This is a genomic window from Ensifer sp. R-19, assembly GCF_049905105.1.
Classification (GTDB): Bacteria; Pseudomonadota; Alphaproteobacteria; order Rhizobiales; family Rhizobiaceae; genus Ensifer.
Genome location: NZ_CP184570.1, coordinates 1806586 through 1832920, shown reverse-complemented (window position 1 = coordinate 1832920; position 26335 = coordinate 1806586). Strand labels below are relative to the sequence as shown.

Sequence of the window (26335 nt, the reverse complement as noted above, 5' to 3'; positions counted from 1 at the left end):
GAAGAGAAATGACACGTTTTGAAGACGATACCGAACTGTTTACCGCCATGCGCAGCCGTCTGTTCACGGCCGTGGTCGGCGACATCCTCGACACGATGGGGCTCCAACACCAGTTCCTGCCGCCGCAGATCCGGGCGCTCCGCGACGACATGGTCGCCGTCGGGCGGGCGATGCCCGTACTCGAAGCCGATTTCTTCGCAACCGCCGAGGCGAGCGGCCATTCGGAATTCAGCTCGAAACCGTTCGGCCTGATGTTCCACGCGCTCGATAGCCTGAAACCCAACGAGATCTATGTCTGTTCCGGCTCCTCGCCACGTTACGCCGTCTGGGGCGAGCTGATGTCGACCCGTGCAATGAAACTAAAAGCCGCCGGCGCGATCTGCGACGGCTATTGCCGCGACAGCGCCGGCATTCTTGCGCTCGATTTTCCGACTTTCTGCTACGGATCCTATGCGCAGGACCAGGGGCCGCGCGGCAAGGTCGTCGACTACGGTATCCCGATCGAGATCGGCGGCATCCGCATCCGGCCGGGCGATATCCTCTTCGGCGACCGTGACGGCGTGCTCGTCATCCCGCGCGAGGCGGAACGGGAAGCAATCGCGCTGGCGCTGGAAAAGGCCGAAACCGAAAGCAAGGTGCGCCTCGCGATCGAGGCCGGCATGAGCACGGTCGAGGCCTTCGAGCGCTTCGGCGTGATGTGACCACAAAATGGGGCGCCGGAGCCCGGCGCCTTACTTCAACCGGCTGAGATCCACCGGGCGATTGTTGATGATCGCCTCCATGGAAAAGAAGCCCGTGACCGTGGCGAGATCGAAGTTGGTGATGAGCTTCTGATAAAAGGCGTCGTAGCCGCCCATGCCCCGGGTCACCACCTTGATTAGATAGTCCCAGTCCCCGCCGATCCTGTAGAAGTCGATCACTTCCGGCAGTCGCTCGACATGCTGCCGGAAGCCGTCGCTCCATTCCTTGGAGTGATGGCGTGTGCGGATCATCACGATCACCGTCAGATCCAGGCCCAGAGCACTGAGATCGATGTCGCAGTGCGAACCCCGGATCATGCCGATCGACTGCAGACGCTGAAGGCGCCGCCAGCAGGCATTTTGCGATAACCCGACCCGCTCGGCCAACTCACGCTGCGAGAGGCTCGAATCCTTTTGCAGCAACGTCATGATCTTCAGATCAAAACTATCTATTTTTGATGATTCTTCGATCATTTGACACAATACAGCGCGACTGGCGCAGGAAGATAGGTGAATTTTTTGACCATGAAGGGGAATATAATCGCTGTCGATGTTCGCTCCAAGGGAGGTCAGCGAGATGATCGTTCCAACAGTTCACCGCCACTCCTGTGAGGAGCTTAGCCCGCTTGCCAAGTTCCGCCAGGCTTTGAACCGCCCGGGCGTGATTGCCGATCTTCGCGACGATCTCGTCGGCGCGAAGGCGCAGATCGTCGGCCCATACGGCACGAAGCCGCTCGTCTATGCCGACTATGTCGCTTCCGGCCGGGCACTGCGGGTGATCGAAAGCTTCGTGCTCGACGAAGCCCTGCCCTATTACGCCAACAGCCACACGGAAGCCTCCTATTGCGGCGGCTTCATGACCCGGTTGCGGCGGGAAGCGCGCGCGCTGATCGGCGAATTCTGTGGCGCGACTGCCGACCACGCCGTGATTTTCACAGGTTCCGGCGCCACTTCGGGCATCAACCGGTTGGTCAAGCTGTTCGGCGTCACCGCGGCGGCTGAGGCGGGCAAACAGGTCCGCGTCATCATCGGCCCCTATGAGCACCACTCCAACATCCTTCCCTGGCGCGAAAGCGGCGCCGAGATCGTGGAAATCGCCGAATGCCAGGCGGGCGGTCCGGATCTTGGCCAACTTGCCCAAGCGCTAAACGCCGGTTCACGGGACCTGACGGTCTGCACGCTCTCTGCCGGTTCGAACATCACCGGCATCACCAGCGACGTCGCGGCGATCACCCGGATGGTCAAGGCGGCCGGCGCGAAGATGATCTGGGACTATGCCGGCGCCGGTCCTTACGTTCCGATTTCCATGTCGCCTGCCGGTTTCGAGATCGACGCCATTGTCGTCTCGCCGCACAAGTTCATCGGCGGTCCGGGCGCCTCCGGCATCCTGATCGTTCGCCGCGACCGCGTCGTGACCGACAAACCGACCTGGCCGGGTGGCGGCACCGTGAAGTTCGTTTCGCCTGATACCCACGACTACAGCGGCAATCTCGAAGCACGCGAAGAAGCGGGAACACCGAATGTCGTCGGCGACATCCGCGCAGCCCTCGCCTTCATCGTCAAGCATGCGATCGGTCTTGAAGAAATGGAAAGGCGCAACCGCGCGCTGGCCCAACAGGCCCTTGCCGCCTGGAAGACCGTCCCGCAGCTGGAGCTGCTCGGCCTTAAGGAACCGGATCGCCTGCCGATCTTCTCCTTCCGCATCAGGAACGGCAAGGGCGGCTATGTCCACCAGCAGCTCGTTACTCGCATGCTCAGCGATCGCTTCGGCATCCAGGCACGCGGCGGCTGCGCCTGTGCCGGGCCCTACGTACACCGGCTGCTGTCGATCGATGCCGAACACTCCGAACAGATCCGACAGGCGATCCTCGCCGGCGAAGAGATCGAGAAGCCCGGGTTCACACGGCTGAACTTCAGCGTCCTGCTTTCGGACGAAAAGGTGAAGTTCATCCTCGATTGCGTCGCCCAGCTGGCGGCGGACGCGCCCACCTTCGAAGCCGATTACGATTTTGACCCCGCTCGCGCAATCTTCTTCCCGTGCGCAACGGCTGAAGAGGCGCTCGCCTATGCATAAGCCCGATGTGACCGGCTTTTACGACGTCCGCACCGGCAGCATCCAGTATGTTGTTGCCGATCCGGCGACGGGCAAATGCGCGATCATCGACCCGGTGCTCGATTTCGACGAGAAGTCGGGCTCGACCGCCACGCGGAATGCCGACGCGATCCTCGACCATGTCGCGGCCAAAGGCCTGACCGTCGAATGGATCCTCGACACCCACCCTCATGCCGACCATTTCTCGGCGGCGCGCTATCTCAAGGCCCGGACGGGAGCGCCGACGGCGATCGGCGAACACGTGAAGGGCGTGCAGCGGATCTGGAAAGCGATCTATAACTGGCCGGATTTCGCCTGCGACGGTTCGCAATGGGACCGGCTGTTTACTGACGGCGAGACGTTCCGGATCGGCGAGCTCAAGGCTCGCGTCCTGCATTCGCCCGGCCACACACTCGCGTCCATCAGCTATGTGATCGGCGACGCAGCCTTCATTCACGACACGCTGTTCATGCCCGATAGCGGCTCGGCCCGCGCCGATTTCCCGGGGGGCAGCGCTGCCGACCTCTGGCGTTCGATCCAGGCGATCCTGGCACTGCCGGATGAGACTCGGCTGTTCACCGGCCACGATTATTGCCCGGGCGGCCGCAAGGCGCGCTGGGAAAGCACGGTCGCCGAGCAGAAGTCCAAAAACCCCCATGTCGCCGGCAAGTCCGAGGCCGATTTCGTCGGCTTGCGCGAGGCGCGCGACCGTACCTTGCCGATGCCGAAACTCATTCTGCATGCGCTGCAGGTGAATGTCCGCGGCGGCGAGCTCCCGGCCACCGAAGACAATGGCCGGCGCTACCTGAAAATCCCGCTCGACGCCCTTCCCGGTTCGGTCTGGGGGTAGAGGCATCGTGGCGGATCCTTTCCAGCAAATGCTGCTCGCGATCGGCTCCGGCTCGCTCACCGGCTTCACGCTCGGCCTGATCGGTGGCGGCGGCTCGATCCTGGCAACCCCGCTCCTCATCTATGTGGTCGGCATTCGCGACGTGCATACGGCGCTCGGCACCGGAGCGCTCGCCGTTTCCGCAAACGCCTATCTCAACCTCATCAGCCATGCGCTTCGCGGCCACCTCTGGTGGCGGTGCGCTCTGATTTTCACGGTGGCCGGCTCGCTCGGCGCCTATCTTGGCTCTAGCCTCGGCAAACTGGTCGACGGCCAGCGCCTGCTGTTCCTGTTCGGGCTGGTGATGATGTTCGTCAGCTTCGCCATGAAAAAGGTAAAGTGCGACACGGCGGCCACGCCGCAATCGCTTTCGATCGGGACGCACGGCAAGACCGGAGTGACGGCGCTTTTGACCGGTACCTGCTCCGGTTTCTTCGGCATCGGCGGCGGTTTCCTGATCGTCCCCGGCCTCCTGCTTGCAACCGGCATGCCGCTCATCAATGCGGTCGGCACGTCGTTGCTTGCCGTCGGCACCTTCGGCCTGACGACCGCGATCAACTACGCTTCCTCGGGTTTGGTGGACTGGCGCATCGCCGGCTACTTCATCGCCGGCGGCATTTTGGGCGGAATCGTCGGCACCTTCGTCTCCACCCGGCTTGCGACCCAGCGCGATACGCTGACGCAGATTTTCCGCGCCATCATCTTTTCCGTCAGCCTCTATGTTCTCTGGCGCAGCTACGGGGCACCGTGACCCGGCCGCGGTGGTCGGCAACCGACCTGGCGGCGATACTGAGCGGTCCTTGGCCGGAAACATATGCAGCCAGTCCGAAATCGTACTGTTTGCATCATTCAAGACAAAGGTGTAGCGTGTTTTAATCCTGTCAGCACTCTTTCGGACAGGAACAAGCCAATGACCGTTCAATCCATAGATCTCTCGAACAGCACGCCGCTGACCAAGCGGTCGATCTCGCAGCTTCCGATCAACCTGTTCGCATCGGTAATGGGCATCACGGGCCTGAGCCTCGCCTGGCGCGAAGCCACCAGGACGATCGGACTGCCGGCCCTTCCCGGGGAATATGTCGGCTGGCTCGGTACCTCGATCTTTCTGAGCCTTGCCCTGGGCTATGCCATCAAATGGCGCCGGTACCCTGGCTTGGTCGCCGCTGAATTCGCCCATCCGGTTCAAAGCAACTTCTTTGCGACCGTCGCAATCGGCCTGCTTCTGCAGTCTGCCTTTCTGAACCTTTACAGCCCGCTGCTGTCAGAGGTCGTCTGGACCATCGCGTCTGCGCTGACCTTCGCCCTCGCCTATGTCGTCGCCAGAGGCTTCCTCGGCCGGCAGCAGTCGCGCGATACCACCCTGCCGCCGCTACTCATCCCCGGCGTCGCCACCCTTGATATCGCCGTTACCGGCCACGCCATGCCGTTCTCCTGGGCGCATGAAGTCAATATGCTTGCCTTTTCGGTCGGCAGCGTCATCGCCGCGGTCTTTATCGCGCTCATCTTCTCGCGGTTGCGCCACGAAGATCCGCTTCCGGCGCTGGCTCGGCCGTCCCTCATGGTTCTCGTCGCCCCCTTTGCCGTCGGCTTCCTCGCCTATACTAACGTCACGGGTTCGGTCGATCTCTTCGCCACGGTCCTGTTCTACTTTGCCCTGTTTCTCATGCTCGTCCTGTCGCCGATGGTGTTCCGCTCCCATGTTCCCTTTAACGTCACCTGGTGGGCCATCAGCTTTCCGCTTGCTGCCCTGTCGATCGCCTTCTTCCGGTATGCCGCTTCTGCCGGGAGCGCTATCCTGACCGGCCTGGCGGGACTGTTCTTCCTGTTTCTGGCCGGCGCCATCGCTGTCGTCTTCTATCGTACGGTCAGCATTGTCCTGACCGGCAGATTGTTCGAGGTTCGTTAATGGCCGTTCACAAGATCGCCATCGTCGCCATGCAGGGCGTGCAGCTTCTCGACGTCATCGGGCCCTCGGACGTGTTTGCGGAGGCCAACCGTCAGAGCGGCACCGACCATTATTCCGTGGAGGTCGTCAGCGCGTCCGGCAGTCCGGTGCGCGGATCTTCCGGGTTGACGCTGCTGCCGGATCGGTCGCTGGAGGAAGGTTTTTCCGACATCGATACGTTGCTTGTGGCCGGGGATCCGCTCATTCATGAACGGCCACTGCCGGCATCGCTTCTCGCCTGGGTGAAGGAAGCATCGGCTCGCGCCAGCCGTTTCGGATCGGTGTGCTCCGGCGCCTTCGTGCTCGGCGAGGCGGGCCTCTTAAACGGCAGGCGGGCGACGACGCATTGGTCGCAAGCGGCGGAATTCGGCAAGCGCTTCCCGGAGGTGAAACTCGAGCCCAACCGCATTTTCACCAAGGACGGCAACGTCTGGACCTCAGCCGGCGTAACGGCCGGCATCGACCTGGCGCTTGCCATCGTCGAGAAGGATCTCGGCCTGGACATCGCTTTGAAGGTCGCGCGTGAACTCGTTGTCTTTCTCAAGCGGCCCGGAGGCCAGACCCAGTTCAGCACCCTTCTCGCCGGCCAGCTTGCACAGAAGACACCCATTCGTGCGGCTCAGGATTTTATTGCCGACAATCTCTCTGCCGACCTCAGCGTCGCAGCGGTTGCCCGGCGCGTCGGCATGAGCGAGCGAAACTTCTCCAGGCAGTTCAAACAGGAGGTGGGCATGACGCCCGCCGACTATGTGGAGAGCATGCGGCTGGAGGCGGGGCGCAGGCTTGCCGAAGACACCGGCATTCCACTCAAAAAGATTGCCACGGATATCGGCTTCCATGACGATATCGCCTTCCGTCGTTCCTTCGTTCGTCGATTCGGCACGTCGCCGGCCGCCTATCGCAAGAGCTTCGGATCGTAGGCATGCCAGCTTGGTCCACAAGCGGCGCTGACATCTGGAGAAGCCAGCCATGTTCGACCTGATCATCCGCAACGCCAACCTTCCGGACGGACGCCAGGGCATTGATGTCGGTGTTGTGGGCGGAAAGATCGCCGCAATCGAGCCGGACCTTGCCGCGACCGCAGGCGAAGAGATCGACGCCACCGGCCGGTTGCTGAGCCCACCCTTCTGCGATCCGCATTTCCACATGGACGCAACGCTGTCGCTCGGCCTGCCACGGATGAACGTCTCCGGCACCCTGCTTGAGGGCATCGCGCTCTGGGGCGAGTTGCGCCCAACCTTGACCAAGGAGGCGCTGGTCGAGCGGGCGCTGCGTTATTGCGATCTCGCCGTCAGCCAGGGGCTTCTCGCCATCCGCAGCCATGTGGACACGTCGGATCCTCGGCTGGTCACGGCCGAAGCGCTGCTCGAGGTCAGGCAGAAGGTCGCGCCCTATATCGACCTGCAGCTCGTTGCCTTCCCGCAGGATGGCTACTACCGCGCGCCCGATGGCGTCGCATCGCTTGAGCGTGCGCTCGACATGGGCGTCGATATCGTCGGCGGCATTCCCCATTTTGAGCGGACGATGGAGGATGGCGCACGCTCGGTGGAGGCGCTCTGCCGCATCGCTGCCGAGCGCGGCCTGCCCGTCGACATGCATTGCGACGAGACCGATGACCCGCTGTCGCGCCACATCGAGACGCTGGCGGCCGAGACCGTGCGCTTCGGATTGCAGGGACGCGTTGCGGGCTCGCATCTCACTTCGATGCACTCGATGGACAACTACTATGTTTCCAAGCTCATCCCGCTGATGGTGGAAGCGAAGATCAACGTGATCCCCAATCCGCTGATCAACATCATGCTGCAGGGGCGCCACGACAGCTATCCCAAACGCCGCGGCATGACACGAGTGAAGGAGTTGATGGCGGCGGGGCTCAACGTCGCCTTCGGGCACGATTGCGTCATGGATCCCTGGTACTCGATGGGGGCGGGCGACATGCTGGAAGTCGCCCATATGGCTGTTCACGTGACGCAGATGGGCGGCATCGAGGACAAGCGCAGGATCTTCGACGCGATCACCGTGAACTCGGCGAAAACCATGGGCCTTGAGGGCTATGGGCTGGAGGTGGGCTTCAAGGCCGATCTGGTCCTCTTGCAGGCGGCCGATGTCAGCGAGGCCCTGCGGCTGAAGCCAAACCGGTTGTTCGTGATCAAGGCTGGCAAGGTCATCGCCCGGACGGCGCCGCGCATCGGTGAGCTCTTTCTCGATGGGCGCCCGACATCGATCGATATTGCGCGGGATTACATCCCGCAGGCGACCCAGGGCTGAACGGAGACTTCGAATTTTGGACGCGATTCCGGACAGAAAACCGCTGCACACTTTTCCTGGTATCGCTGCCTAGAGCATCCTGCCCTCAAGTGGAATCATTTGAGGCAGAAAGATGCTCTAGAATCAAAGTGCTAGAGCGTCCTTTGTGCGTTCAAACGAACGCACGGCGCTCTAGTCCTCGAAATCGCCGAAGATGTTCTGCAGCCGGGTCAGCTGGGCGACGCGCTCACCGACATCATCGCCGAGCACGACAATGATGTTGCTCAAGAGCAGGTCCATGACCGCGACGGTTGTCGCCGCCCCGTCCCACAGCGGACCGTGCGACCCGGGCACAATGAGGCAGATATCGGAGACCTCAGGTGCCCAGGGGCAGAACTCGTCGGTATAGAGGATGACCTTGACGCCGGCGCGGCGGGCTTCCTCGGCAAGCGGCCGCGCCTTGGCGGCGAAACGGCGCACATCGTGCAGGAACAGCACACGCCCCTCGACCGAGCCATCGAGCAGCTCGGCATAGGTGCCGTTGAGGCCGTCGACGAACTGCACGCGCGGCCGGGTATAGGACAGTTGGCTGGCGAAATATTGCGCGATGCCGCGAACGTTCTGATAGGCGGCGACATAGACTTCGCTCGCAGCAATCAGGGCGTCGATCGTCTGCTGCCATTCCGGCGCGGTCGTCAGCTCGTAGATCATGCCGAGATTGTCGACCTGCTGCTGGATCAGGCCGGCAAGCAGCTTGCCTTCGCGGTTATCCTCCCGCAACCGGCCGACAGAGCCCTTGACCTGCCAGGCGGGATTGTTGGAGCCGTCACGCCTGAGCTCGTGCTTCAGCTGGTCGAGGCCATCGAAGCCTAAACGCCGGAGATAGCGCCCGACGGTCATCGGCGAGACCTCGAGGCGGGTCGCGATCGAGCGCGCCGTTTCGAAGGGGATCTCGGCGAGGTTGCGCTCGATGTAGTTGGCGATGAGCTTGTCCGACTTCGAGCGTCTCATCTCGTCGCTGCGCAGCAGCTTCAGGATGCGCGGTGCCACGTCCCCTCCCATTCTACAGCGCCACCGGTCTTATCAGACGGAAAAAGGTCGCTGCAGCACTTTGAATTGCTGCATGTTTATCCTCAGCCACGAGGTAAGGAAACACGCAAGTCTGCCGAAGCGGATGCCGGGTAACAAACCCGCATCCGCTCCTGTCATCGCATCGCGTGTTTATTCCGCCGTCTTCACCTTCGTCCAGACCCGGTCGAGCTGGCGCACGCCGGGGCCGAGGTCTTCGAAGATTTGCAGCTTCTGCATGGTTTCCGGCGGCGGGTTGATTTCCTTGCTGTTCTTGATCTGCTCGGGGGTCAATTGCCGCGCCGGCACGTTGGCCGTCCCGTTGGTCTGCTGTTCAATATTGAGCGCCGCGACGTCCGGGCGCGTATAGAACTGCAGGAACTTGACCGCGTTGTCCTTGTTGGGGGCCGACTTCAGGACGCAGATATCCTCCTGGTACATCGTCGCCCCTTCCTCCGGGATCACGTAACCGAGATCCTTGGGGTTGGCGAAGACATCGACCATCGAGCCGACGAAGAAGTGACCAGCCGCGACATCGCCGGCGGCGACCATCGGGCGGGTGTCATAGGTAAAGGCGGCAACGTCGGGCTTCATCGCGATGATCGTATCGGCAGCCTGCTGCAATTCCGCCGGGTCGGTGGAATTGACCTTGTGACCGTTGAGGATCAGACCCACCGAAAGCACCTCGCGCATGTCGTCGAGCAGCGTGAACTTCAGCCCTTTCGCCTTCACCGTCTCGATCAGGTCGCGCCAGCCGGTCACGTCCTTGCCGAGAAGTTTTCTGTTGTAGAGGATGCCGACCGAGCCGAAGGCGTAAGGTAGGCAATACTCGCCCTTCGGATCGCTCTTGGCCCGAAGGAAGGTCGGGTCGATATTCTTGAAGCCCTCGTAGTCGTTGATGTCCGTCTTTTCGAGCAGGTCGAGCTTGGCCATGATGTCCTGCATGTGGACCGACGGGAAGACGATGTCGTAACCCGTGGCCCCACCCTGGATCTTCGCCAGCATCTCCTCGTTCGAGGAATAGGTGGAGAGGTTGACCTTGATCTGGGTCTCTTCCTCGAACTTCTTGAGGACAGCCGGATTAATGTATTCGCCCCAGTTGTAGATGTTGAGCTCGGCCGCTTCGGCGGTGCCGAACAGAGCGGAAAGTGTCGTCAGCAAAACGGCCACGCCACGTGCGCGGGTGGCGAAAGGCCTCTTGCCTTCACACGTCACCCCATTCGTCATTGTCATCATCATTCTCCTCTGATGGTCATGGCCGTTCGGCCCCTCTACGGCCCTTGCCGGCCGCTTCCGGATCACGGCTTCTGGTGGCCGTTGACTCCGATAGGCAAATGGTATCCATATATCGGAAACGCACAAGCGTTATTTGCATAACATTTTGGGGAACAGAAGTATGCAGAATTCCATCGTCCGGCTGGTGGAGGCGAGCAAGGCCTTCACCACTCCGGAAGGCGGCATCGTGACCGCTCTCGACAGCATCGATCTCGACGTCCGCCGCAACGAATTCCTGACCTTGCTCGGGCCTTCCGGCTGCGGCAAGACCACCCTGCTGCAGGCGATCAGCGGTTTCGTCGAACTCGACGGCGGCTCGATCCTCATCGACGGCGAGGACATCACCGACCGGCCGCCCTACCGCCGCCCGGTCAACACGGTCTTCCAGAACTATGCGCTGTTTCCGCACATGACGGTCGGCGAAAACGTCGCCTATTCGCTGGAAGTCGCGGGCGTCGCCAAGCCGGCGCGCCGTGAAAAGGTCTCCGCCGCCTTGAAGATGGTAGGACTGGAAGGTATGGAAGGCCGCAGGCCGCGCCAGCTCTCCGGCGGCCAGCAACAGCGTGTGGCGCTGGCCCGCGCCATCATCGCCCGGCCGAAACTCTTGCTGCTCGACGAACCGCTGTCGGCGCTCGACAAGAACCTGCGTCAGGCGATGCAGATCGAACTGAAGACGCTGCAGAACGAGCTCGGCATCTCCTTCATCTTCGTCACCCACGACCAGCAGGAAGCGCTGACGATGTCGGATCGCGTCGCCGTGCTCTCCGGTGGCCGCATCCAGCAGCTCGATACGCCGCGCGCCATCTACGACCACCCGGTCAACACCTTCGTCGCCACCTTCATCGGCGCCAGCAACCTGTTCGAGGGCACGCTCGACGGCGACCGGCTGATGACGGCGGATGGCATGGCGATCCGCCACCAGCCCTGCGACAAGAAAATTTCGACCAAAGCGACGGCATTGATCCGGCCGGAACAGTTCTTCCTTGCGGAGGAAAACGCCCCCTTTCCGACGATCGACGTCGATCTCGACCAGATCGTTTTTGTCGGCTCCACCTTCGAGCTGTTCGGCCGCACTGCCGAGGGACGCAAGGTGATTGCGGAAGTTCCCGCCAATCGGCGCAATCTCGTCGGCACGGTCGAACGGACACGCAAGGCGCGGCTTGCCTATGACCCTGCTGCCGTGCACCTCATCGGTGCCAATGCCGGGGGTGCGTGAGATGTCGATCGCCAGCCGCCGCCGCTTTCAGCTCGCCGTTTTGCTCGGACCCGTCTCGGCCTTCCTTGCCGTCTTCTTCCTCGGGCCGCTCGCGATCATGGTCGTCACCAGCCTTCTCGCGCCCGGTCTCTATGGTGGGGTGGAGTGGACCTTCTACCCGCATAACTTCGGTCGCATCCTCGGTTTTGCCGATCCGATGTTCGAGGAGTTCGATCCGATCTACATCGCGATCTTCCTGCGCTCGGTCGAGATCGCGGCCCTGACGGTGCTCGCGACCCTTCTCGTCTGCTATCCCGCCGCCTTCTGCATCGCCCGGCTTTCCGAGCGCTGGAAGAATTTCTGCCTGTTCCTGATCACGCTGCCTTTCTTCACCAGCCTGATCGTGCGGCTCTTCGTCTGGGTGTTGATCCTGCGCCAGACCGGCCTCGTCAACGAGATGCTTCTGTCAACGGGGCTGATCGAGCGGCCGCTCGACCTGATCTACACCAGGGGCGCGATCATCCTCGGCATGACCTATGTGTTCATTCCCTTTATGTTCATGCCTGTTTATGCCAGCGTCGAGAAACTTGACTGGACGCTGGTGCGCGCCTCGCTCGATCTCGGCGCCGGGCCGCTGCGCACCTTCTGGCGCATCATCCTGCCCCTGACCGCTCCCGGCATTGCCGGCGGCGCGGTCATCGTCTTCATTCCGGCGCTTGGCAACTTCGTCGTGCCGGCGGTGCTCGGCGGCGCCAAGGTGATGATGTTCGGCAACCTGATCGAACAGCAGTTCCTCGCGGCCCGCAACTGGCCCTTCGGGGCCGCACTGGCGATGATGGTGATGACCGTCATGCTGATCATGATGATCGCCCATGTGGTTCTTTCCGGTCGGCGCAGCGCCGCCGCTGCGCTGGCACGGTGAGGTGATCCATGAAGATCGCTCGAACCCTCTTTACCGGTAGCCTGCTCGCCTATACCGGCCTCTTCTTCGCCTTCATCTACATTCCGCTCGTCGTCATCGCCGTCTATTCGTTCAACGCCAATCCGGTGAACATGATGACCTGGACGGGCTTCACCACCGAATGGTACGCCCAGGTTCTCGGCTTCAAGACCAAGGTCTCCGAAAGCGCTCTCTACATCGAATCGACGGGCCAACTGCTGCAGGCGGTCTGGAACAGTCTGATGATCGCCGCCTCTACGACAGCCATTGCGACCATCTTCGGCACGGCGATCGCCATCGGCCTCTATCGCTTCGAATTCGTCGGCCAGCGCTTCTACCGCGTGGTGATGTTCATGCCGATGCTGATGCCGGATATCGTGCTCGGCATCGCGCTTCTGATCTTCTTCGTCAATTCCGGCATCCGGCTGGGGCTGACGACGATCATCATCGGCCAGTGCACCTTCCTGATCTCCTACGTCTTCATCGTCGTCTCGGCCCGACTTGCCGGCATGGACCGGACGCTGGAGCACGCGTCCGCCGATCTCGGCGCCAATGAATGGATGACCTTTCGCCGGGTGGTGCTGCCGCAGCTCTTTCCGGCAATCGTCGGCGGCGCGCTGCTCGCCTTCATCATCTCGATGGACGATCTCGTCATCACCTATTTCATCGCCGGCGTCGACGTCACTACGCTGCCGATGTTCATCTTCTCCATGCTTCGGCGCGGCATCAAACCGGAGATCAACGCGATTGCCGTGATGATGCTCTCCTTCTCCTTCGTCGTCGCCTCGCTCGGCCTCTACCTTCGCTCTCGGCAGAAATGATCATGAACGATAAAACTCCCGCCTCGCCCACCGCTCGCGCCCGCGATATCGGGCTGCCCTTTTCCGGCCGCACCGGCCGCTTCAACGCCATCACCGACGTCGAAGGCATAACCGTCGGCTTCCGCACGATCGCGGAAGAGACGCCGCGCCCGGGCCGCAAGCGTCCTGTCCGCACCGGCGTCACCGCCATCCTGCCGCATGCCGCTTCGGCGACCCCCGTCCCGGTCTACGCTGGGGTGCATCGCTTCAACGGCAACGGCGAGATGACCGGCACCCACTGGATCGAGGACGGCGGCTTCTTCCTCGGGCCGGTCATGATCACCAACACCCACGCCGTCGGCATGACCCATCACGCCACCATCAGGTGGATGCTGGAGCGCTACCGGTCGACCTACGACAGCGACGACTTTCTATGGTTGATGCCGGTCGTGGCGGAGACCTATGACGGCGTTCTGAACGACATCAACGGCCAGCCGATCACCGAGACAGATGTGCGCGCAGCACTCGACAGCGCCACCTCGGGCCCGGTGCAGGAGGGCAATTGCGGTGGCGGCACCGGCATGATCGCCTATGGCTTCAAGGGCGGCACCGGCACCGCATCCCGCGTCGTCGAATTCGGCGGTCGCGACTATACGATCGGCACGCTGGTGCAGGCCAATCACGGCCAGCGCGACTGGCTGACGATCCGTGGCGTTCCGGTCGGCGAGCACATGCGCGACGGCACGCCGCAAAGCCAGATGCAGGAGCGCGGCTCGATCATCGTCGTGATCGCCACCGACCTGCCGATGGCGCCGCACCAGTTGAAGCGGCTGGCGCGACGGGCGGCGATCGGCATCGGCCGCAATGGTACTCCGGGTGGCAACAATTCCGGCGACATCTTCCTTGCCTTCTCCACGGCCAATACCCAGCCGATGGCGCACAAGGCGCCGCCGCGCCTCTCGCTGGAGATCGTCAACGACGACCTGCTCGACCCGGTCTATCTCGCGACTGTCGACAGCGTCGAGGAAGCGGTGGTCAACGCGATGATCGCGGCGGAAGATTCCGGCGGCACCGCCCATGATCGCTTCAAGATCCAGGCGATCCGGCATGTGCCGCTGATCGAGGTGATGCGGAACTACGGCCGATAGTCGGCGACCAACGTGGCAATGCGTTATCTTTTCGGGACCGGCAATCTTAGCCGGCTCCTGACGAGCTCACCCGCGCGCGGCGCCAGTCGCTCGGCGCCTCGCCCACGCGTAACCGAAAGAAGCGCGAGAAATAGGCGGCATCGGCAAAGCCGATCTCATAGGCGATGTCTTCCAGCGGCCGTACAGTGAAGAGCAGCAGGCGCTTGGCCTCGAGCAATCGACGCTCGTTGATGAGCTCCTTGACCTGCATGCCGAAGGCGTCCCTGCTCGCCTTGGCGATGAGGTGCGGTGTCGTTGCCAGCGCGTCGGTGTATTGCGCGACGCTCCAGTTTTCCCGGAAGTGCAAATCGATAAGCCGGCGCAGCTGAGCCGCCAGCATCGCCTGCGACGGCTGGGCCGGAGATGGCGTGGCGGATGCCAGACGGGCGATCTGGGTGAGGACGGCCGCGACCAGCGAGGCGAGCATCTGTTGGGTGCCGGGCGCACCGCGGGCATATTCGTCGGCAACGATATCGAGCAGTTCGGCAAGACGGCGCCAGCCCCGGTCCTCGCCGTCGCCACGGATCATGACCGGCGCATCAACAGGAAGCGTGGTGTTCTCCCGGATCGAGAGCAGCGCGCCATCAGCGACCGAGACGACGACCGCGTCGCTCGTCTCAGGATCGACGGAAAAACCATGCACGATGCCGCTCGGCACGAAGCTGACGGCCGGTGCCAAAAAGTCCAATGGCCTGTCGTCGATGAAATAGGTGCCGCGGCCGCTCATCCAGAAGGTGATCTGCCCCATCTGATCGTGTTTATGCGCCTTCACCTGTCCCTGATGCAGGTTACGCCGCGCCATCACCGTCTCGACATGGAAAAATCCGGGTTCGAGTTGTTGCTCCGGTTCACCGTAGACGAAGAAACTTGGAATGGCGTCGGTCATGGCCCACCGAAAAAAGTACAAGTCATTTTGCCATTCTGTCCATGGCGGCCAATGATTTCAACGCCTAGCCTTGACGAAACTCAAGGAGGAGAAAATGAGAGCAGAGGATTTCCGCGCCGATAGGACGCGGCCCTTCACCGGCGCCGAATATCTGGAAAGCCTGCGCGACGGCCGCGAGGTCTATATCAACGGCGAACGCATCAAGGACGTGACCAGCCATCCGGCGATGCGCAATTCCACCCGGTCGCTCGCCAGGCTCTATGACGCGCTGCATGATCCGGCAAAGAGGGACATCCTGACGGCGCCGACCGACACGGGCTCCGGCGGCTACACCCACAAATATTTCCGCGTCGCCCGCTCCTCCGCCGATCTTGCCGCCCAGCAGGGCGCGATCGCCGAATGGGCACGCATGTCCTATGGCTGGATGGGCCGCACCGCCGACTACAAGGCGGCGCTGATGAACACGCTCGGCGCCAATGCCAATTGGTATGGCCCGTTCAAGGACAACGCGCTCGCCTGGCATAAACGCGCCCAGGAAGCGGCGCTCTTCATGAACCACGCGATCGTCAATCCGCCGATCGATCGGCACAAGCCGGCGGACGCGGTCAAGGACGTCTTCGTCCACATCACCAAGGAAACGGACGCCGGCATCTACGTCTCAGGTGCCAAGGTGGTCGCGACCTCCTCGGCACTGACGCACTACAATTTCCTGGCGCAAAGTTCGGCGACGGTAACGGAGGATCCCTCGCTCTCGGTGATGTTCATCGTTCCGATGAACGCGCCCGGGATCAAGATGTTCTGCCGCGTCTCCTACGAGCAGACAGCCAACACCGTCGGCCATCCCTTCGACTATCCGCTGTCGTCGCGCTTCGACGAGAACGATGCGATCCTGGTGCTCGACAACGTCTTCGTGCCGTGGGAGGACGTCCTGGTCTTGCGCGATGCCGCCAAGATCCTGTCCTTCCACCCGGCTTCCGGCTTCATGCACGGCTACTGCTTCCAGGGCTGCACCCGTTTCGCCGTGAAACTCGACTTCCTGGCAGGCCTGCTTGCCAAGGCGCTGCGCGCCACCGGCGGCGACGCCTTCCGCGGCAATCAGGCAGCACTCGGCGAGGTGATCGCGCTCCGCCACATGTTCTGGAGCTTCTCCAATGCCATGGCCCACAATCCCATTCCTTGGGCCGACGGCGCCGTGCTTCCCAATCTGGAAGCCGCGCTTTCCTATCGAACCTTCATGTCGGAGGCCTATCCGCGTGTCGTCGAGACGATCCGCAAGGTGATTGCATCGGGGCTGATCTACCTGCCGTCCTCCGTGCGTGACTTCGGCAATCCCGAGATCGACCGCTACCTGGCGCAATATGTCCGCGGCTCTAACGATATGGGGCACATCGAGCGCATCAAGATCATGAAACTGCTCTGGGACGCGACCGGCACGGAGTTCGGCGGACGCCACGCGCTCTACGAACTCAACTATGCCGGCGCGCCTGAAGAGGTTCGGCTGCAGGTATTGAAAGGGGCCGAACGCGGCGGGCGTCTCAAGGAGATGGAAGCGCTCGTCGACCAGTGCATGGCGGACTATGACGAGAACGGCTGGACCGGCAGCACCTGGCTGCCGCCGCTCGACGATGCGGCCGCTCTGCGCAACGCCGCCGAATGAGGCCCGTCATGGAACCGCTCGTTTCGAAGACGGAGTTTCGCAACGCCATGGCGCGGGTCTGCGCGCCGGTCAACGTCATCACCACCAACGGACCCGCCGGACGCGGCGGGTTCACCGCCACCGCCATGTGCTCGGTGACCGACGAGCCGCCGACGCTGCTCGTCTGCATGAACCGCAACTCCACCCAATGCGGCCTTTTCATCGACAACCGGCGCTTCTGCGTCAACGTGCTCAGCCACGACCATAGGGATCTCGCCGGCCACTTCGCCGGCGCGACGCAGGATATGGCGGCCCGCTATGCCGCGGCCGACTGGGTCGAGATGCAATCCGGCAGCTTCGCGGTCAAAGACGCCATCGTCTCGCTCGACTGCGAACTCGCCGAGGCGCGGCTGCTTGGAACACACCACATCCTCATCGGCCGGGTCGTCGGCATCCGCTCGCGCAGCGACGGCAATGCGCTGCTCTATTTCGATCGCAACTACGTGCATGTACCGACGCAGCTCGGAAGTTTCGGCGGCTAGGCGTAGGCGGGGTCTCGCCCCGCCTACATGAACACGGCCCATTGACGGACGTTTCGCCAAAGAGCCGAGGCAATCCACATCCACGTGCTGTTCAGTGCCTTTTGTTTTTTCCGTAAAACGCTCTATTTGCTTGGCGCGCAATGAGAAAGGAAAACGGAATGGTGGTTGCTGAGCCAGCCGGGCGGCCGACGACGGACGCGAAAGGCAGGGAATTCGATCGCCTGACCGCCCTTGGACATCTCGACATTCTCGACACGCCGAAGGATCAGGGCCTTGAACGGATCGTGCGGCTGATAAAGCAGATCTTCGCCATCGACATCGGCATCATCTCTTTGGTCGACGCACATCGACAATGGTACAAGGCCTGCTCGGGGCTCGCATTAGACGAAGTTCCCCGGGAAGACACTTTCTGCCGATATGTTGTCGCCTCCGAGGAACCGCTTGTCGTGCACGACGCCACGCAGGATCCGCGGTTTTCGCGACATCCCGCCGTCACCGGCCCGGAACATGTTCGGTTCTACGCAGGCGTTCCGTTCAAGACGCGGGATGGTCATACGGTCGGGACCGTATGCGCGATCGACCGCGCGCCGAGACACTTCACCGACAAAGACCTGACGATCCTGACCGAACTGGCGGGCGTGGCGATGGACCGGATCGATTTGCTCCGGTCGGCCGCGACGGATGGGCTCACCGGCACGTTGACGCGCCGCGCCTTCCGCGAGGAGGCGGACAAGCTGATTTCGCTCGCCATAAGGCACCAGCACGACGTGTCGTGCATCGTCCTCGACGTCGACCACTTCAAGCGGGTCAACGACACGCACGGGCATGCGGCAGGAGACGAGGTCTTGAAGGCCGTGAGCGCCGTCTGCCAGTCCAATCTGCGGGCAAGCGATCTGTTCGGGCGGCTCGGCGGCGAGGAGTTCGCCATCATGCTGCCGCACGTCGACGCGAACGGCGCACTCGCCGCAGCGGAAAAGCTGCGGGCAGCGATTGCCGCTCAAACAATCCACGGAGACTTTGGTCAGCTTGCAGTCACCGCGAGCTTCGGCACATCGGCGCTATCGCTCAAGAGCAGGGAGATCGGTACATTGCTCGCCCAGGCGGACGCGGCAATGTATCTCGCCAAGGCCAGCGGACGGAACCGCTGCGTCGAGTGGAGCAGTCTCGAAGTCGGCTATCCGCTGGGTCCTCGTCAGCGCGTACTGAAAGCCGGCACCATTCTTTTCGACGACAGGCATTCAAAGATAGAGTGCACTATCCGGTCGCTTGGTGCCGATGGCGCTGCGGTCACGGTTTCGAATTCGGCCGGCATACCACCGGAGCTGGTTCTGGTCGTCGCCGGCGAGGGTTTCGAGACCAAATGCCATGTGGTGGCGCGAGACCGGCAAAATCTCGAACTCGCCTTCGGATAGCACGGTCCCGACAGACACGCGCGGTCGTCCGGCCCCGGTCCCTGCGAGCCCGGTCAGAGCTGAATCCAGGCGGTCTTCAGATCGGTGTATTTGTCCAGCGCGTGCAACGACTTGTCGTGGCCGTTGCCCGATTGCCTGACGCCGCCGAGCGGCACCGTGTTGTCGGCGCCGCCATAGGTATTGACGTGCACGACGCCGGCGCGGATGCCGCGCACCATCCGGTGCGCGCGCGACAGGTTTGCGGTCCAGACTGCGGAAGCCAGCCCGTAGTCCGTCGCATTGGCGATCCGGAGTGCGTCGGCATCGTCGTCGAAGGGAATGATTGCAAGTACCGGCCCGAAGACCTCTTCCTTCGCCAGCTTCATTTCAGGCTGAATGTCGAAGACGGTCGGCTGCATGTAATAGCCGCCAGTCTCTTCAAGGATGCGCTTGCCGCCCCAACGCAGGCGCGCGCCTTCCACTTCCGCTTCACGGACGAAATCGAGGTTCTTGCTCAGCTGGACGCTGCTCGAAATCGCTCCAGCCTCGGTCGAAAGAAGCAGCGGATCGCCAACCTTCATACCTGCCGCGATCGCTGCCACCTTCTCCGCGAAGGCTTCGTGAATGGAGCGCTCGACCAGCAACCGTGAACCGGCAACACAGACCTGGCCGGAGTTGCGGAAGATGCCATAGGCCGAGATGCGCGCGGCCTGATCGAGATCCGGCGCATCGGCGAAGACGACGTTCGGCGACTTGCCGCCGAGTTCGAGATAGACGCGTTTCAGGTTCGAGCGCGCCGAATATTCGAGCAGCCGGCGGCCGACACCGCCCGAGCCGGTGAAGGCGAGCACGTCGATATCGCCATGCAGCCCGATAGCCTCACCCGTCGTCGCACCCAGGCCGGTCACAACATTCAGAACGCCCTCCGGCAGGCCGGCTTCGGCGCAGATTTCGGCGAGCCTGAGCAAGCTGAGCGAGGCGCCCTCCGCCGGCTTCAGCACCACGGAATTGCCGGCGGCGAGCGCCGGCGCGATCTTCCAGGCGCCGATCATCAAAGGGAAATTCCAGGGAACGATCGCGGCGACCACGCCGATCGGTTCGCGATGCACGAGGCCGAGAATGTTGTGGGCGGTCGGCGCGATTTCGCCATAGACCTTGTCGAGCGCCTCGGCATAGTAGCGGAAGGTTCCGGCGGCGCTGCCAGGCTCGGCCTTCAGCGCCATCGAAATTTCGGTGCCATTGTCGCGCACGCCAAGGACCGCAAGCTCCAGCGCCTGCGCTTCGATGATTTCGGCAATGCGCGTCAGCACCTTCTTGCGGAACGCCGGAGCCGCCTTCGACCAGCTTCCTTTTTCGAAAACGGCGCGCGCGGCACGGACCGCCGCGTCGACGTCGGATGCGCCCGCGTCTGCTATCGTCGTCAGGTGGCTGCCGTCGATCGGCGAGACGACGTCGAACGTTTCGCCGGACAAGCTCTCCTGCCAGTGGCCGTTGATGAACAGCTTTTGGCCCTCGACGGCGAGGCTACGCAATTGGTCGATCTTGTCCTGCATGATGTCTGGTCCCGTTTGCATTGCCGGGACGGCGGAGGGTCCGCCATCCCTTCTTAGGTGATACGCAGTTCCGGACGGAAGCCGCTTGGCGTCATTCCGGAAACTGCGTGGCAGCGATCAGATCTCCTGGCCTGCGCCAAGGCGGGCGAACTCGATCGGATTGCCCGACTTCAGCGATGCCGCAAGCGCCAGACCGATAACACCGAAGATCACGACAAGGCCCGGCAGGAACACGGCGAGCATGCCGGTGGCGCCTGCCAGGTCACCGAAGTTGACCGCAATCGCGATGATGACGGCAACGAGGATCAGGCCGGTGACGACGGGAATGACTTTGGTCACCAGCGGGTTCCGTTCGAGGCCGGGATTGCGGCTGAAGAAGGCGACGATCGCGAAGGCGGTGAAGGCCATCAACGTCATGACGGCGAGCGTGCCGACATTCGTCAGCCACGAGAACAGCGCCAGCACCGGATCCTGACCCGTTGCCGCAAAGAGTGCCACGACGAGGACGGCGATCACGGTCTGGATCAGCGAGCCGACATGCGGGCTGTGGTAGACCGGATGGGTGACGCCGATCGAGGCGGGCAGCAGCCGTTCGCGGCCGGCGACGTAGAGATAACGGGCAACACCGTTGTGGAAGGCCAGAACACCGGCAAAGAGGCTGGTGACGAAGAGCACGTTCATCAGCGGCGGCAGCCAGCCGCCGGCATAACGCTCGGCGAGGCCGAAGAGGAAAGTGGTCGGATCGGCAAGGCCCTGCAGTTCCGGCACCAGCTTGTCGGCACCGGCCGCGTTCACCATCAGCCAGGAGGTGAACATGTAGAAAACGCCGATGATCAGCACCGAGATATAGGTGGCGCGCGGCACCGTCCTTGCCGGATCGCGGGCCTCCTCGCTGTAAATCGTCGTCGCCTCGAAGCCGATGAAGGCGGCAAAGCAGAAGAGAATGCCGATCGACGGCGAGCCGGACAGAACGGCCGAAGGCGTAAACGACGTCATCGTCAGCCCGCTGTCGCCGCCCTTGGCAAGGATCGCCACGTCAATGACGAGCACGACAAGATATTCGAGGATGACGAGAACCGTCAGCACCTTGGCGGAGAGGTCGACGCGGCGATAGCCGAGAACGCCGACGGCGGCGATGCCCACGAACGTCCAGACCCACCAGGGTAGATCGACCCCCAGACCAGCGAAGAGCCCGGCCGTCGCCGCCCCGAACAGGCCGAAGACGCCGATCTGCATGGCGTTGTAAGCAAGGATCGCGATCATCGCCGCGGCACCGCCCATCAGGCCACCGAGGCCCTGGGCCGTATAGGCGTAGAAGGCGCCGGCATTGCGGATATGCCGTGCCATGGCGACATAGCCGACGGAAAACAACAGCAGGATCAGCGTGACGAGCAGGAAGGTGCCGGGAATGCCGGCGCCGTTTCCAAGCAGCATCGACAACGGAACGCCGCCGGCGACGGCCGTCAAAGGTGCTGCCGCCGAGACGACAAGAAAGGTGACCGCGCCGACGCCAAGGGCGTTCTTGCGCAACTGGTTCGCTCCGGTCACGGGCGAAGATGGATTGTCCATAGTACTAGGCTCCCCTGGTTGGCGCGAACGCCTTTTCGCCTCCGGTCCTTCTCTCCGGCGGCAGCTCCCTGAAGCGGACTGGAAGCGCGGGGGTTTTGCTTTTGTCTTGGCCGCGCAAGTCTTTCGGTTCAATATATGAACCTTAGCTTCAAATATAGACTTGCAAAAAGCGTTCGGCCCTGTCAAGTTATTTCGCATGTTAAGTATCTCGGCCAGAGACAACCACGAGGGCGGACGCACCGCCCCATGAAAGGGAACAGGCAGAGATGACTTGCGACGGCGCTCAACGACGGAGGAATGGATGAGCACCATCGGTAAGGCCCTGACTTTGCTTGACGCGATCTCGCGGCTCGAGAAGGAAGCTGGTCTCAGCGATATCGCGCGGCATTGCGGGCTCGACAAGGCAACTGCCCGGCGCTTTCTCGTCGAACTGGAAAAGCACGGCTTCGTCGAGCAGGACGCGGAGACCCGGCGCTATCGTCTGGGCGGAGCGCCTGTGCGGCTTGCCCGTATCCGTGAGGCGCGCTTCCCCTATCTGAGCGTGGCGACCCCCTTCGCCCGGGAACTTGCGAGCCTAGCGGGCGAGACCGTTCACCTTTCTGAATACGCCGCCGGCCGCCTTTCGACTGTTCACGTGGAGGACTCGCAGCGGGCCCACCGCGTCATCGTCGATGTCGGGAGCATCCTGCCTTTCCACGCGACCGCGTCCGGTCTTGGCTTCCTTGCCTTCTGCCCGCCGAAGGACATCGACGCGGTCCTGTCGGCGCCGCTCAAGGCCTTTACCGATCAGACGCTGACGGACCCCGCAGTCCTGCGCCAGACCCTGAGAGAGACCCTCCGGCGCGGCTACTCGATCTGCCATCACGGGCTCGAAACCGGCGTCGTCAGTGTCGCCGCACCGATCCGCGCGCCAGGCAGCACACCGGTCGGCGCGATCGCCATCGCAGCCCCCGCAACGCGGGCCGACAAGGAGACGGTGGAAAAGATGGGGCGCGCCGCGATGGCGGCGGCGAGACGCATTTCCGAAAGACTGTTCGGGTTGGAGCAGGTTGCTGCCGATCCGCTGGCAAGGAGGGCCGGCTGATGAATGCCATGAACCGTCTCCCCAATATCCTGGTCGTGGGTACGGGAGACACCAAATGCGACGAACTCCAGTTCATGGCGTCCGTCATCCGCGAAGCGGGCGGCATGCCTGTGATGATGGACGTCAGCATTCTCGGTGATCCGCCCTACGTGCCTGAATATTCCCGTCACGACATCGCCAAAGCGGCCGGCGTCACCATAGCGGCAATCGCCGCCAGCGGCGACGAACACAGCGCCATGGCGCTGATGGCAGAGGGGGCGGCCGCCCTCACCCGTTCGCTCTACGAGGCCGGGCAGGCCGATGGCGTCATCATTCTCGGCGGCTCGATGGGCACGGATCTCGCCCTCGACGTCGCCGCCGCCCTGCCGCTCGGCGTGCCGAAATTCATCGTCTCGACCATCGCCTATTCGCACCTGCTGCCGCCCGAGCGCATTGCGCCCGACCTGATGATGATCCTGTGGGCCGGCGGCCTCTACGGCCTCAACGGCATCTGCCGCTCGGTTCTCTCCCAGGCCTGTGGCGCGGTCGTTGGTGCCGCACGTTTCGGCACCAGGCCGGACAAGACGCGGCCGCTGATTGGCATGACCTCGCTCGGCTCGAGCTGCCTCAAATACATGAAATACCTGAAGCCCGAACTCGAACGCCGCGGCTATGACGTCGCTGTCTTCCATTCGACCGGCATGGGCGGCCGCGCCTTCGAGGCGATCGCGGCTGAGAAGGGCTTTACCGCGGTTTTCGACTTCTGCATTCAGGAGGTCAGCAACCATCACCACGGAACTGTCGTCACATCAGGGCCCGACCGGCTGGAGAATGCCGGACGTGCCGGAATCCCACAGATCGTCGCGCCAGGCGCCGTCGACATGGTCGACCTGCCGGCCTGGCAACCGATTCCGCAGGCCTTTGCCGATCGCCCCTATCACGCCCACAACCGGCTGCTCGGCTCGGTGACCACATCTTCCGAGGGACGACGCGAGATCGCCCGCGTCATCGGCGGCAAATTGAACGGCACCAGTGCCGAGGTCGCCTTCATCCTGCCGCTCAAGGGGATTCAGGAATGGGACCAGCCTGACGAGCCTCTCTACGAACCGGAAGCGCTCGACGCCTTCATCGACGAGATGCGCCGGCAGATCCCCTCAGGCGTCGCCCTGCATGAGGTCGACAGCCACATCAATGCGCCGGCGTTCTCGCAAGCCGCGCTTGCGATCTTCGACGACTGGGTGGCGCGTGGCATCGTGCCCGAGGGCCGGCCATGACGAACACTATGCCCGACACCATGAGCGACAAGGCACTGATCCTCGATTTCGGCGGCGTCGTCACCCGCACGCTGTTCGAAACCCACGACATCACGGAGCGTGCGCTCGGGCTCGCGCCCGGCACTCTTACGTGGCGCGGTCCCTTCGACCCCGCAACCGACCCGCTCTGGGCCGCCATGCAGCGGCGCGAAATCACCGAACGGGACTACTGGACGGAACGCACCCGCGAAGTCGGCCGCCTGCTTGGCGAAGACTGGAGCGACATGAAAACCTTCGTGCAGCGGGCGCGTGGGGCGGAACCGGAACTGGTGCTCCGGCCCGAGACGCGCGACGCGATCCTCGCCGCCCATAAGGCCGGCATTCGGCTCGCGATCCTCTCCAATGAACTCGACCTCTTCTATGGCGTCGCGTTCCGTCAGCGCTTCCCGCTGATCGAGCTCTTCGAGACGATCGTCGACGCCACCTACACCAACATCCTGAAGCCCGATCCGCACGCCTACGAGCTGGTGCTGAGCCAGCTTGGCCTGCCGCGCGAAGCCTGCGTCTTCGTGGATGACCAGTTGAAGAACATCGAGGGTGCGCGGGCCGTCGGCCTGCCTCACGTCCATTTCGACGTCACCCGACCCGCAGAAAGCTACGCCAGAGCGCTTCAGATGCTCGGCCTCGAACTGACAGGAGCATGACCATGCGCGAAACCAACTTCCTCATCGAGAACAACGCCCGCCACCTCTGGCACCCGATGGCGCATCCGGCCGAGATGCAGGCAACGCCACCGCGCATCATCAATGCCGGCGAAGGTGTCGAGATCGTCGACATCCATGGCAAGAAGGTGCTCGATGCGGTCGGCGGCCTCTGGAACGTCAATCTCGGCTATTCCTGCGAACCGGTGAAGGAGGCGATCCGTCGCCAGCTCGACGAGCTGCCCTATTACTCGACGTTTCGCGGCACCACCAACTCACCGCTGATCGAGCTTTCCTACGAGCTCGCCGAATGGTTCCGCGAGGATGGGCTGACGCGCTCGTTCTTCACCTCGGGCGGTTCCGACTCCGTCGAGACCTGCCTTCGCCTCGCCCGCCAGTACCACAAGCTCAACGGCCAGCCGGAACGCACCAAGTTCGTCGCGCTGAAGAAGGGCTACCACGGCACCCATTTCGGCGGCGCCTCGGTCAATGGCAATGCCAATTTCCGCCGCAACTACGAGCCGCTGCTGCCGGGCGTCTACCACCTGCCGGCGCCCTATACCTATCGCAACCCCTTCGACACGACCGATGGCGCCGTAATCGCCAAGGCGATCGCGCGGCTCTTCGAAGACGAGATCGCCTTCCAGGGCGCCGACACGATCGCGGCGCTGATCATGGAGCCGGTGCTCGGCGCCGGCGGCGTGATCGTGCCGCACGAAATCTTCATGCCGCTGATGCGCGAGATCTGCGACCGCCACGGCATCCTCCTGATCGCCGACGAGGTGATCACCGCGTTCGGCCGCACCGGTGCCTGGACCGGTTCACGCCTCTGGGGCGTGAAGCCGGATTTCATGTCGACCGCCAAGGCGATCACCAATGGCTACTATCCCTTCGGCGCCGTGATGATCTCGGACAAGGTTGCCGAGGCTTTCGAAAGCAACAAGACGGCTGCCGGTTCGATCGGCCATGGCTACACCTATTCCGGCCATCCGGTGGGTGCTGCGGCAGCACTCGCAACCCTGAAGGAAACGCGCAAGCACAATGTCGCTGCAAATGCCAAGGCACGCGGCGATGAGCTGATCGCCGGCCTCGAAGCGCTGAAGGCCCGGCACGAACTGATCGGCGACGTGCGCGGCAAGGGGCTGATGTGCGCGATCGAGCTCGTCTCGGACAGGGAGAAGAAGGCCGGTGCCGCAAAGGATGTCGTCCAGAAGGTTCAGGACGTGACCTATGATGCCGGCGTCATGGTGCGCACATCCGGCGCCAACGTCATCCTGTCGCCGCCGCTGATCGTGACCGCAGGCGACGTCGCCCGCATCCTCACGGCCCTCGACGCCGGCCTGACCGCAGCACGGGGCTAGCG

Annotated in this window: 24 protein-coding genes; 18 read left to right on the top strand and 6 right to left on the bottom strand. The window is 63.0% G+C overall.

All coding sequences use genetic code 11. The features are described 5' to 3' along the window. Nucleotides 1–8: 8 nt before the first annotated feature. A complete protein-coding gene (locus ACN9MO_RS27670; RefSeq protein ID WP_057251204.1) occupies nt 9–701 on the top strand; it encodes an RraA family protein in 693 nt (230 codons plus the stop codon). Between the two features lie 30 nt (nt 702–731). Here the strand turns inward: ACN9MO_RS27670 and ACN9MO_RS27665 are convergent, their stop codons facing one another. Next, the gene (locus tag ACN9MO_RS27665) at nt 732–1214 is read right to left on the bottom strand and encodes an Lrp/AsnC family transcriptional regulator (RefSeq protein ID WP_057251205.1); all 483 of its coding nucleotides are present in this window, start codon (nt 1212–1214) and stop codon (nt 732–734) included. A 103-nt stretch (nt 1215–1317) separates the two neighbouring features. On the opposite strand from ACN9MO_RS27665, the gene ACN9MO_RS27660 reads away from it, so the two are divergent. The 6 genes from ACN9MO_RS27660 (at nt 1318) to ACN9MO_RS27635 (ending at nt 7934) form a co-directional block, all read left to right on the top strand. Beyond that, entirely contained in the window at nt 1318–2814 is a 1497-nt protein-coding gene (locus ACN9MO_RS27660; RefSeq protein ID WP_425987163.1) for an aminotransferase class V-fold PLP-dependent enzyme, read from the top strand. Continuing rightward, nucleotides 2807–3682 carry an MBL fold metallo-hydrolase gene (locus tag ACN9MO_RS27655; protein WP_113133286.1) on the top strand — a complete coding sequence of 292 codons (876 nt, stop codon included), beginning with the start codon at nt 2807–2809 and terminating at the stop codon, nt 3680–3682. The genes ACN9MO_RS27660 and ACN9MO_RS27655 overlap by 8 nt, the downstream gene beginning before the upstream one ends. Nucleotides 3683–3710: 28 nt before the next feature. Then, nucleotides 3711–4472 carry a sulfite exporter TauE/SafE family protein gene (locus ACN9MO_RS27650; protein WP_057251208.1) on the top strand — a complete coding sequence of 254 codons (762 nt, stop codon included), beginning with the start codon at nt 3711–3713 and terminating at the stop codon, nt 4470–4472. A 159-nt stretch (nt 4473–4631) separates the two neighbouring features. Continuing rightward, nucleotides 4632–5627 (top strand): SLAC1 anion channel family protein, encoded by a 996-nt coding sequence (locus ACN9MO_RS27645; protein ID WP_425987162.1) that lies wholly within the window; start codon nt 4632–4634, stop codon nt 5625–5627. Next, nucleotides 5627–6586 carry a GlxA family transcriptional regulator gene (locus ACN9MO_RS27640; protein WP_057251210.1) on the top strand — a complete coding sequence of 320 codons (960 nt, stop codon included), beginning with the start codon at nt 5627–5629 and terminating at the stop codon, nt 6584–6586. The genes ACN9MO_RS27645 and ACN9MO_RS27640 overlap by 1 nt, the downstream gene beginning before the upstream one ends. A gap of 49 nt (nt 6587–6635) precedes the next feature. Beyond that, nucleotides 6636–7934: an amidohydrolase family protein gene (locus tag ACN9MO_RS27635; RefSeq protein WP_113133287.1), complete on the top strand. Its 1299-nt coding sequence runs from the start codon at nt 6636–6638 to the stop codon at nt 7932–7934. A gap of 171 nt (nt 7935–8105) precedes the next feature. Here the strand turns inward: ACN9MO_RS27635 and ACN9MO_RS27630 are convergent, their stop codons facing one another. Together ACN9MO_RS27630 and ACN9MO_RS27625 are read right to left on the bottom strand one after the other, a co-directional pair. Continuing rightward, entirely contained in the window at nt 8106–8963 is an 858-nt protein-coding gene (locus tag ACN9MO_RS27630) for a MurR/RpiR family transcriptional regulator (protein ID WP_057251212.1), read from the bottom strand. Between the two features lie 171 nt (nt 8964–9134). Then, entirely contained in the window at nt 9135–10208 is a 1074-nt protein-coding gene (locus ACN9MO_RS27625) for a polyamine ABC transporter substrate-binding protein (protein ID WP_057251279.1), read from the bottom strand. A gap of 169 nt (nt 10209–10377) precedes the next feature. Between ACN9MO_RS27625 and ACN9MO_RS27620 the strand changes: the two genes are divergently transcribed. Genes ACN9MO_RS27620 through ACN9MO_RS27605 form a run of 4 tightly spaced genes read left to right on the top strand, consistent with a single transcriptional unit; the run spans nt 10378 to nt 14339 of the window. Further along, entirely contained in the window at nt 10378–11472 is a 1095-nt protein-coding gene (locus ACN9MO_RS27620; RefSeq protein ID WP_058322725.1) for an ABC transporter ATP-binding protein, read from the top strand. Nucleotide 11473: 1 nt separating this feature from the next. Then, nucleotides 11474–12373 (top strand): ABC transporter permease, encoded by a 900-nt coding sequence (locus tag ACN9MO_RS27615; protein ID WP_057251214.1) that lies wholly within the window; start codon nt 11474–11476, stop codon nt 12371–12373. Between the two features lie 8 nt (nt 12374–12381). Next, nucleotides 12382–13212 (top strand): ABC transporter permease, encoded by an 831-nt coding sequence (locus ACN9MO_RS27610; RefSeq protein WP_113133288.1) that lies wholly within the window; start codon nt 12382–12384, stop codon nt 13210–13212. 2 nt (nt 13213–13214) lie between these two features. Next, the gene (locus ACN9MO_RS27605) at nt 13215–14339 is read left to right on the top strand and encodes a P1 family peptidase (RefSeq protein ID WP_057251216.1); all 1125 of its coding nucleotides are present in this window, start codon (nt 13215–13217) and stop codon (nt 14337–14339) included. 46 nt (nt 14340–14385) lie between these two features. Here ACN9MO_RS27605 and ACN9MO_RS27600 read toward each other — a convergent pair whose 3' ends face one another. Beyond that, nucleotides 14386–15264 (bottom strand): AraC family transcriptional regulator, encoded by an 879-nt coding sequence (locus ACN9MO_RS27600; RefSeq protein WP_113133289.1) that lies wholly within the window; start codon nt 15262–15264, stop codon nt 14386–14388. Nucleotides 15265–15358: 94 nt separating this feature from the next. Between ACN9MO_RS27600 and ACN9MO_RS27595 the strand changes: the two genes are divergently transcribed. From ACN9MO_RS27595 to ACN9MO_RS27585, 3 genes are all read left to right on the top strand, one after another. Further along, nucleotides 15359–16921 (top strand): 4-hydroxyphenylacetate 3-hydroxylase N-terminal domain-containing protein, encoded by a 1563-nt coding sequence (locus tag ACN9MO_RS27595; protein ID WP_112994056.1) that lies wholly within the window; start codon nt 15359–15361, stop codon nt 16919–16921. An 8-nt stretch (nt 16922–16929) separates the two neighbouring features. After that, nucleotides 16930–17442, top strand: a complete 513-nt coding sequence (locus ACN9MO_RS27590) for a flavin reductase (protein WP_057251219.1) — start codon at nt 16930–16932, stop codon at nt 17440–17442. Nucleotides 17443–17600: 158 nt separating this feature from the next. Beyond that, nucleotides 17601–18854, top strand: a complete 1254-nt coding sequence (locus ACN9MO_RS27585; protein ID WP_112994055.1) for a sensor domain-containing diguanylate cyclase — start codon at nt 17601–17603, stop codon at nt 18852–18854. A 53-nt stretch (nt 18855–18907) separates the two neighbouring features. Here ACN9MO_RS27585 and ACN9MO_RS27580 read toward each other — a convergent pair whose 3' ends face one another. Together ACN9MO_RS27580 and ACN9MO_RS27575 are read right to left on the bottom strand one after the other, a co-directional pair. Beyond that, a complete protein-coding gene (locus ACN9MO_RS27580) occupies nt 18908–20386 on the bottom strand; it encodes an aldehyde dehydrogenase (RefSeq protein WP_113133290.1) in 1479 nt (492 codons plus the stop codon). Nucleotides 20387–20503: 117 nt separating this feature from the next. Next, entirely contained in the window at nt 20504–21955 is a 1452-nt protein-coding gene (locus tag ACN9MO_RS27575) for an APC family permease (protein ID WP_113133291.1), read from the bottom strand. 301 nt (nt 21956–22256) lie between these two features. Here ACN9MO_RS27575 and ACN9MO_RS27570 point away from each other — a divergent pair, with 301 nt between their 5' ends. Genes ACN9MO_RS27570 through ACN9MO_RS27555 form a run of 4 tightly spaced genes read left to right on the top strand, consistent with a single transcriptional unit; the run spans nt 22257 to nt 26333 of the window. After that, nucleotides 22257–23039 (top strand): IclR family transcriptional regulator, encoded by a 783-nt coding sequence (locus ACN9MO_RS27570; RefSeq protein WP_113133292.1) that lies wholly within the window; start codon nt 22257–22259, stop codon nt 23037–23039. Continuing rightward, nucleotides 23039–24292 (top strand): Tm-1-like ATP-binding domain-containing protein, encoded by a 1254-nt coding sequence (locus tag ACN9MO_RS27565; protein ID WP_113133293.1) that lies wholly within the window; start codon nt 23039–23041, stop codon nt 24290–24292. Before ACN9MO_RS27570 ends, ACN9MO_RS27565 begins: the two co-directional genes overlap by 1 nt. Nucleotides 24293–24312: 20 nt before the next feature. Beyond that, nucleotides 24313–24975, top strand: a complete 663-nt coding sequence (locus ACN9MO_RS27560) for an HAD family hydrolase (protein ID WP_057251280.1) — start codon at nt 24313–24315, stop codon at nt 24973–24975. A 2-nt stretch (nt 24976–24977) separates the two neighbouring features. Then, entirely contained in the window at nt 24978–26333 is a 1356-nt protein-coding gene (locus tag ACN9MO_RS27555) for an aspartate aminotransferase family protein (RefSeq protein ID WP_113133294.1), read from the top strand. Nucleotides 26334–26335 lie beyond the last annotated feature (2 nt).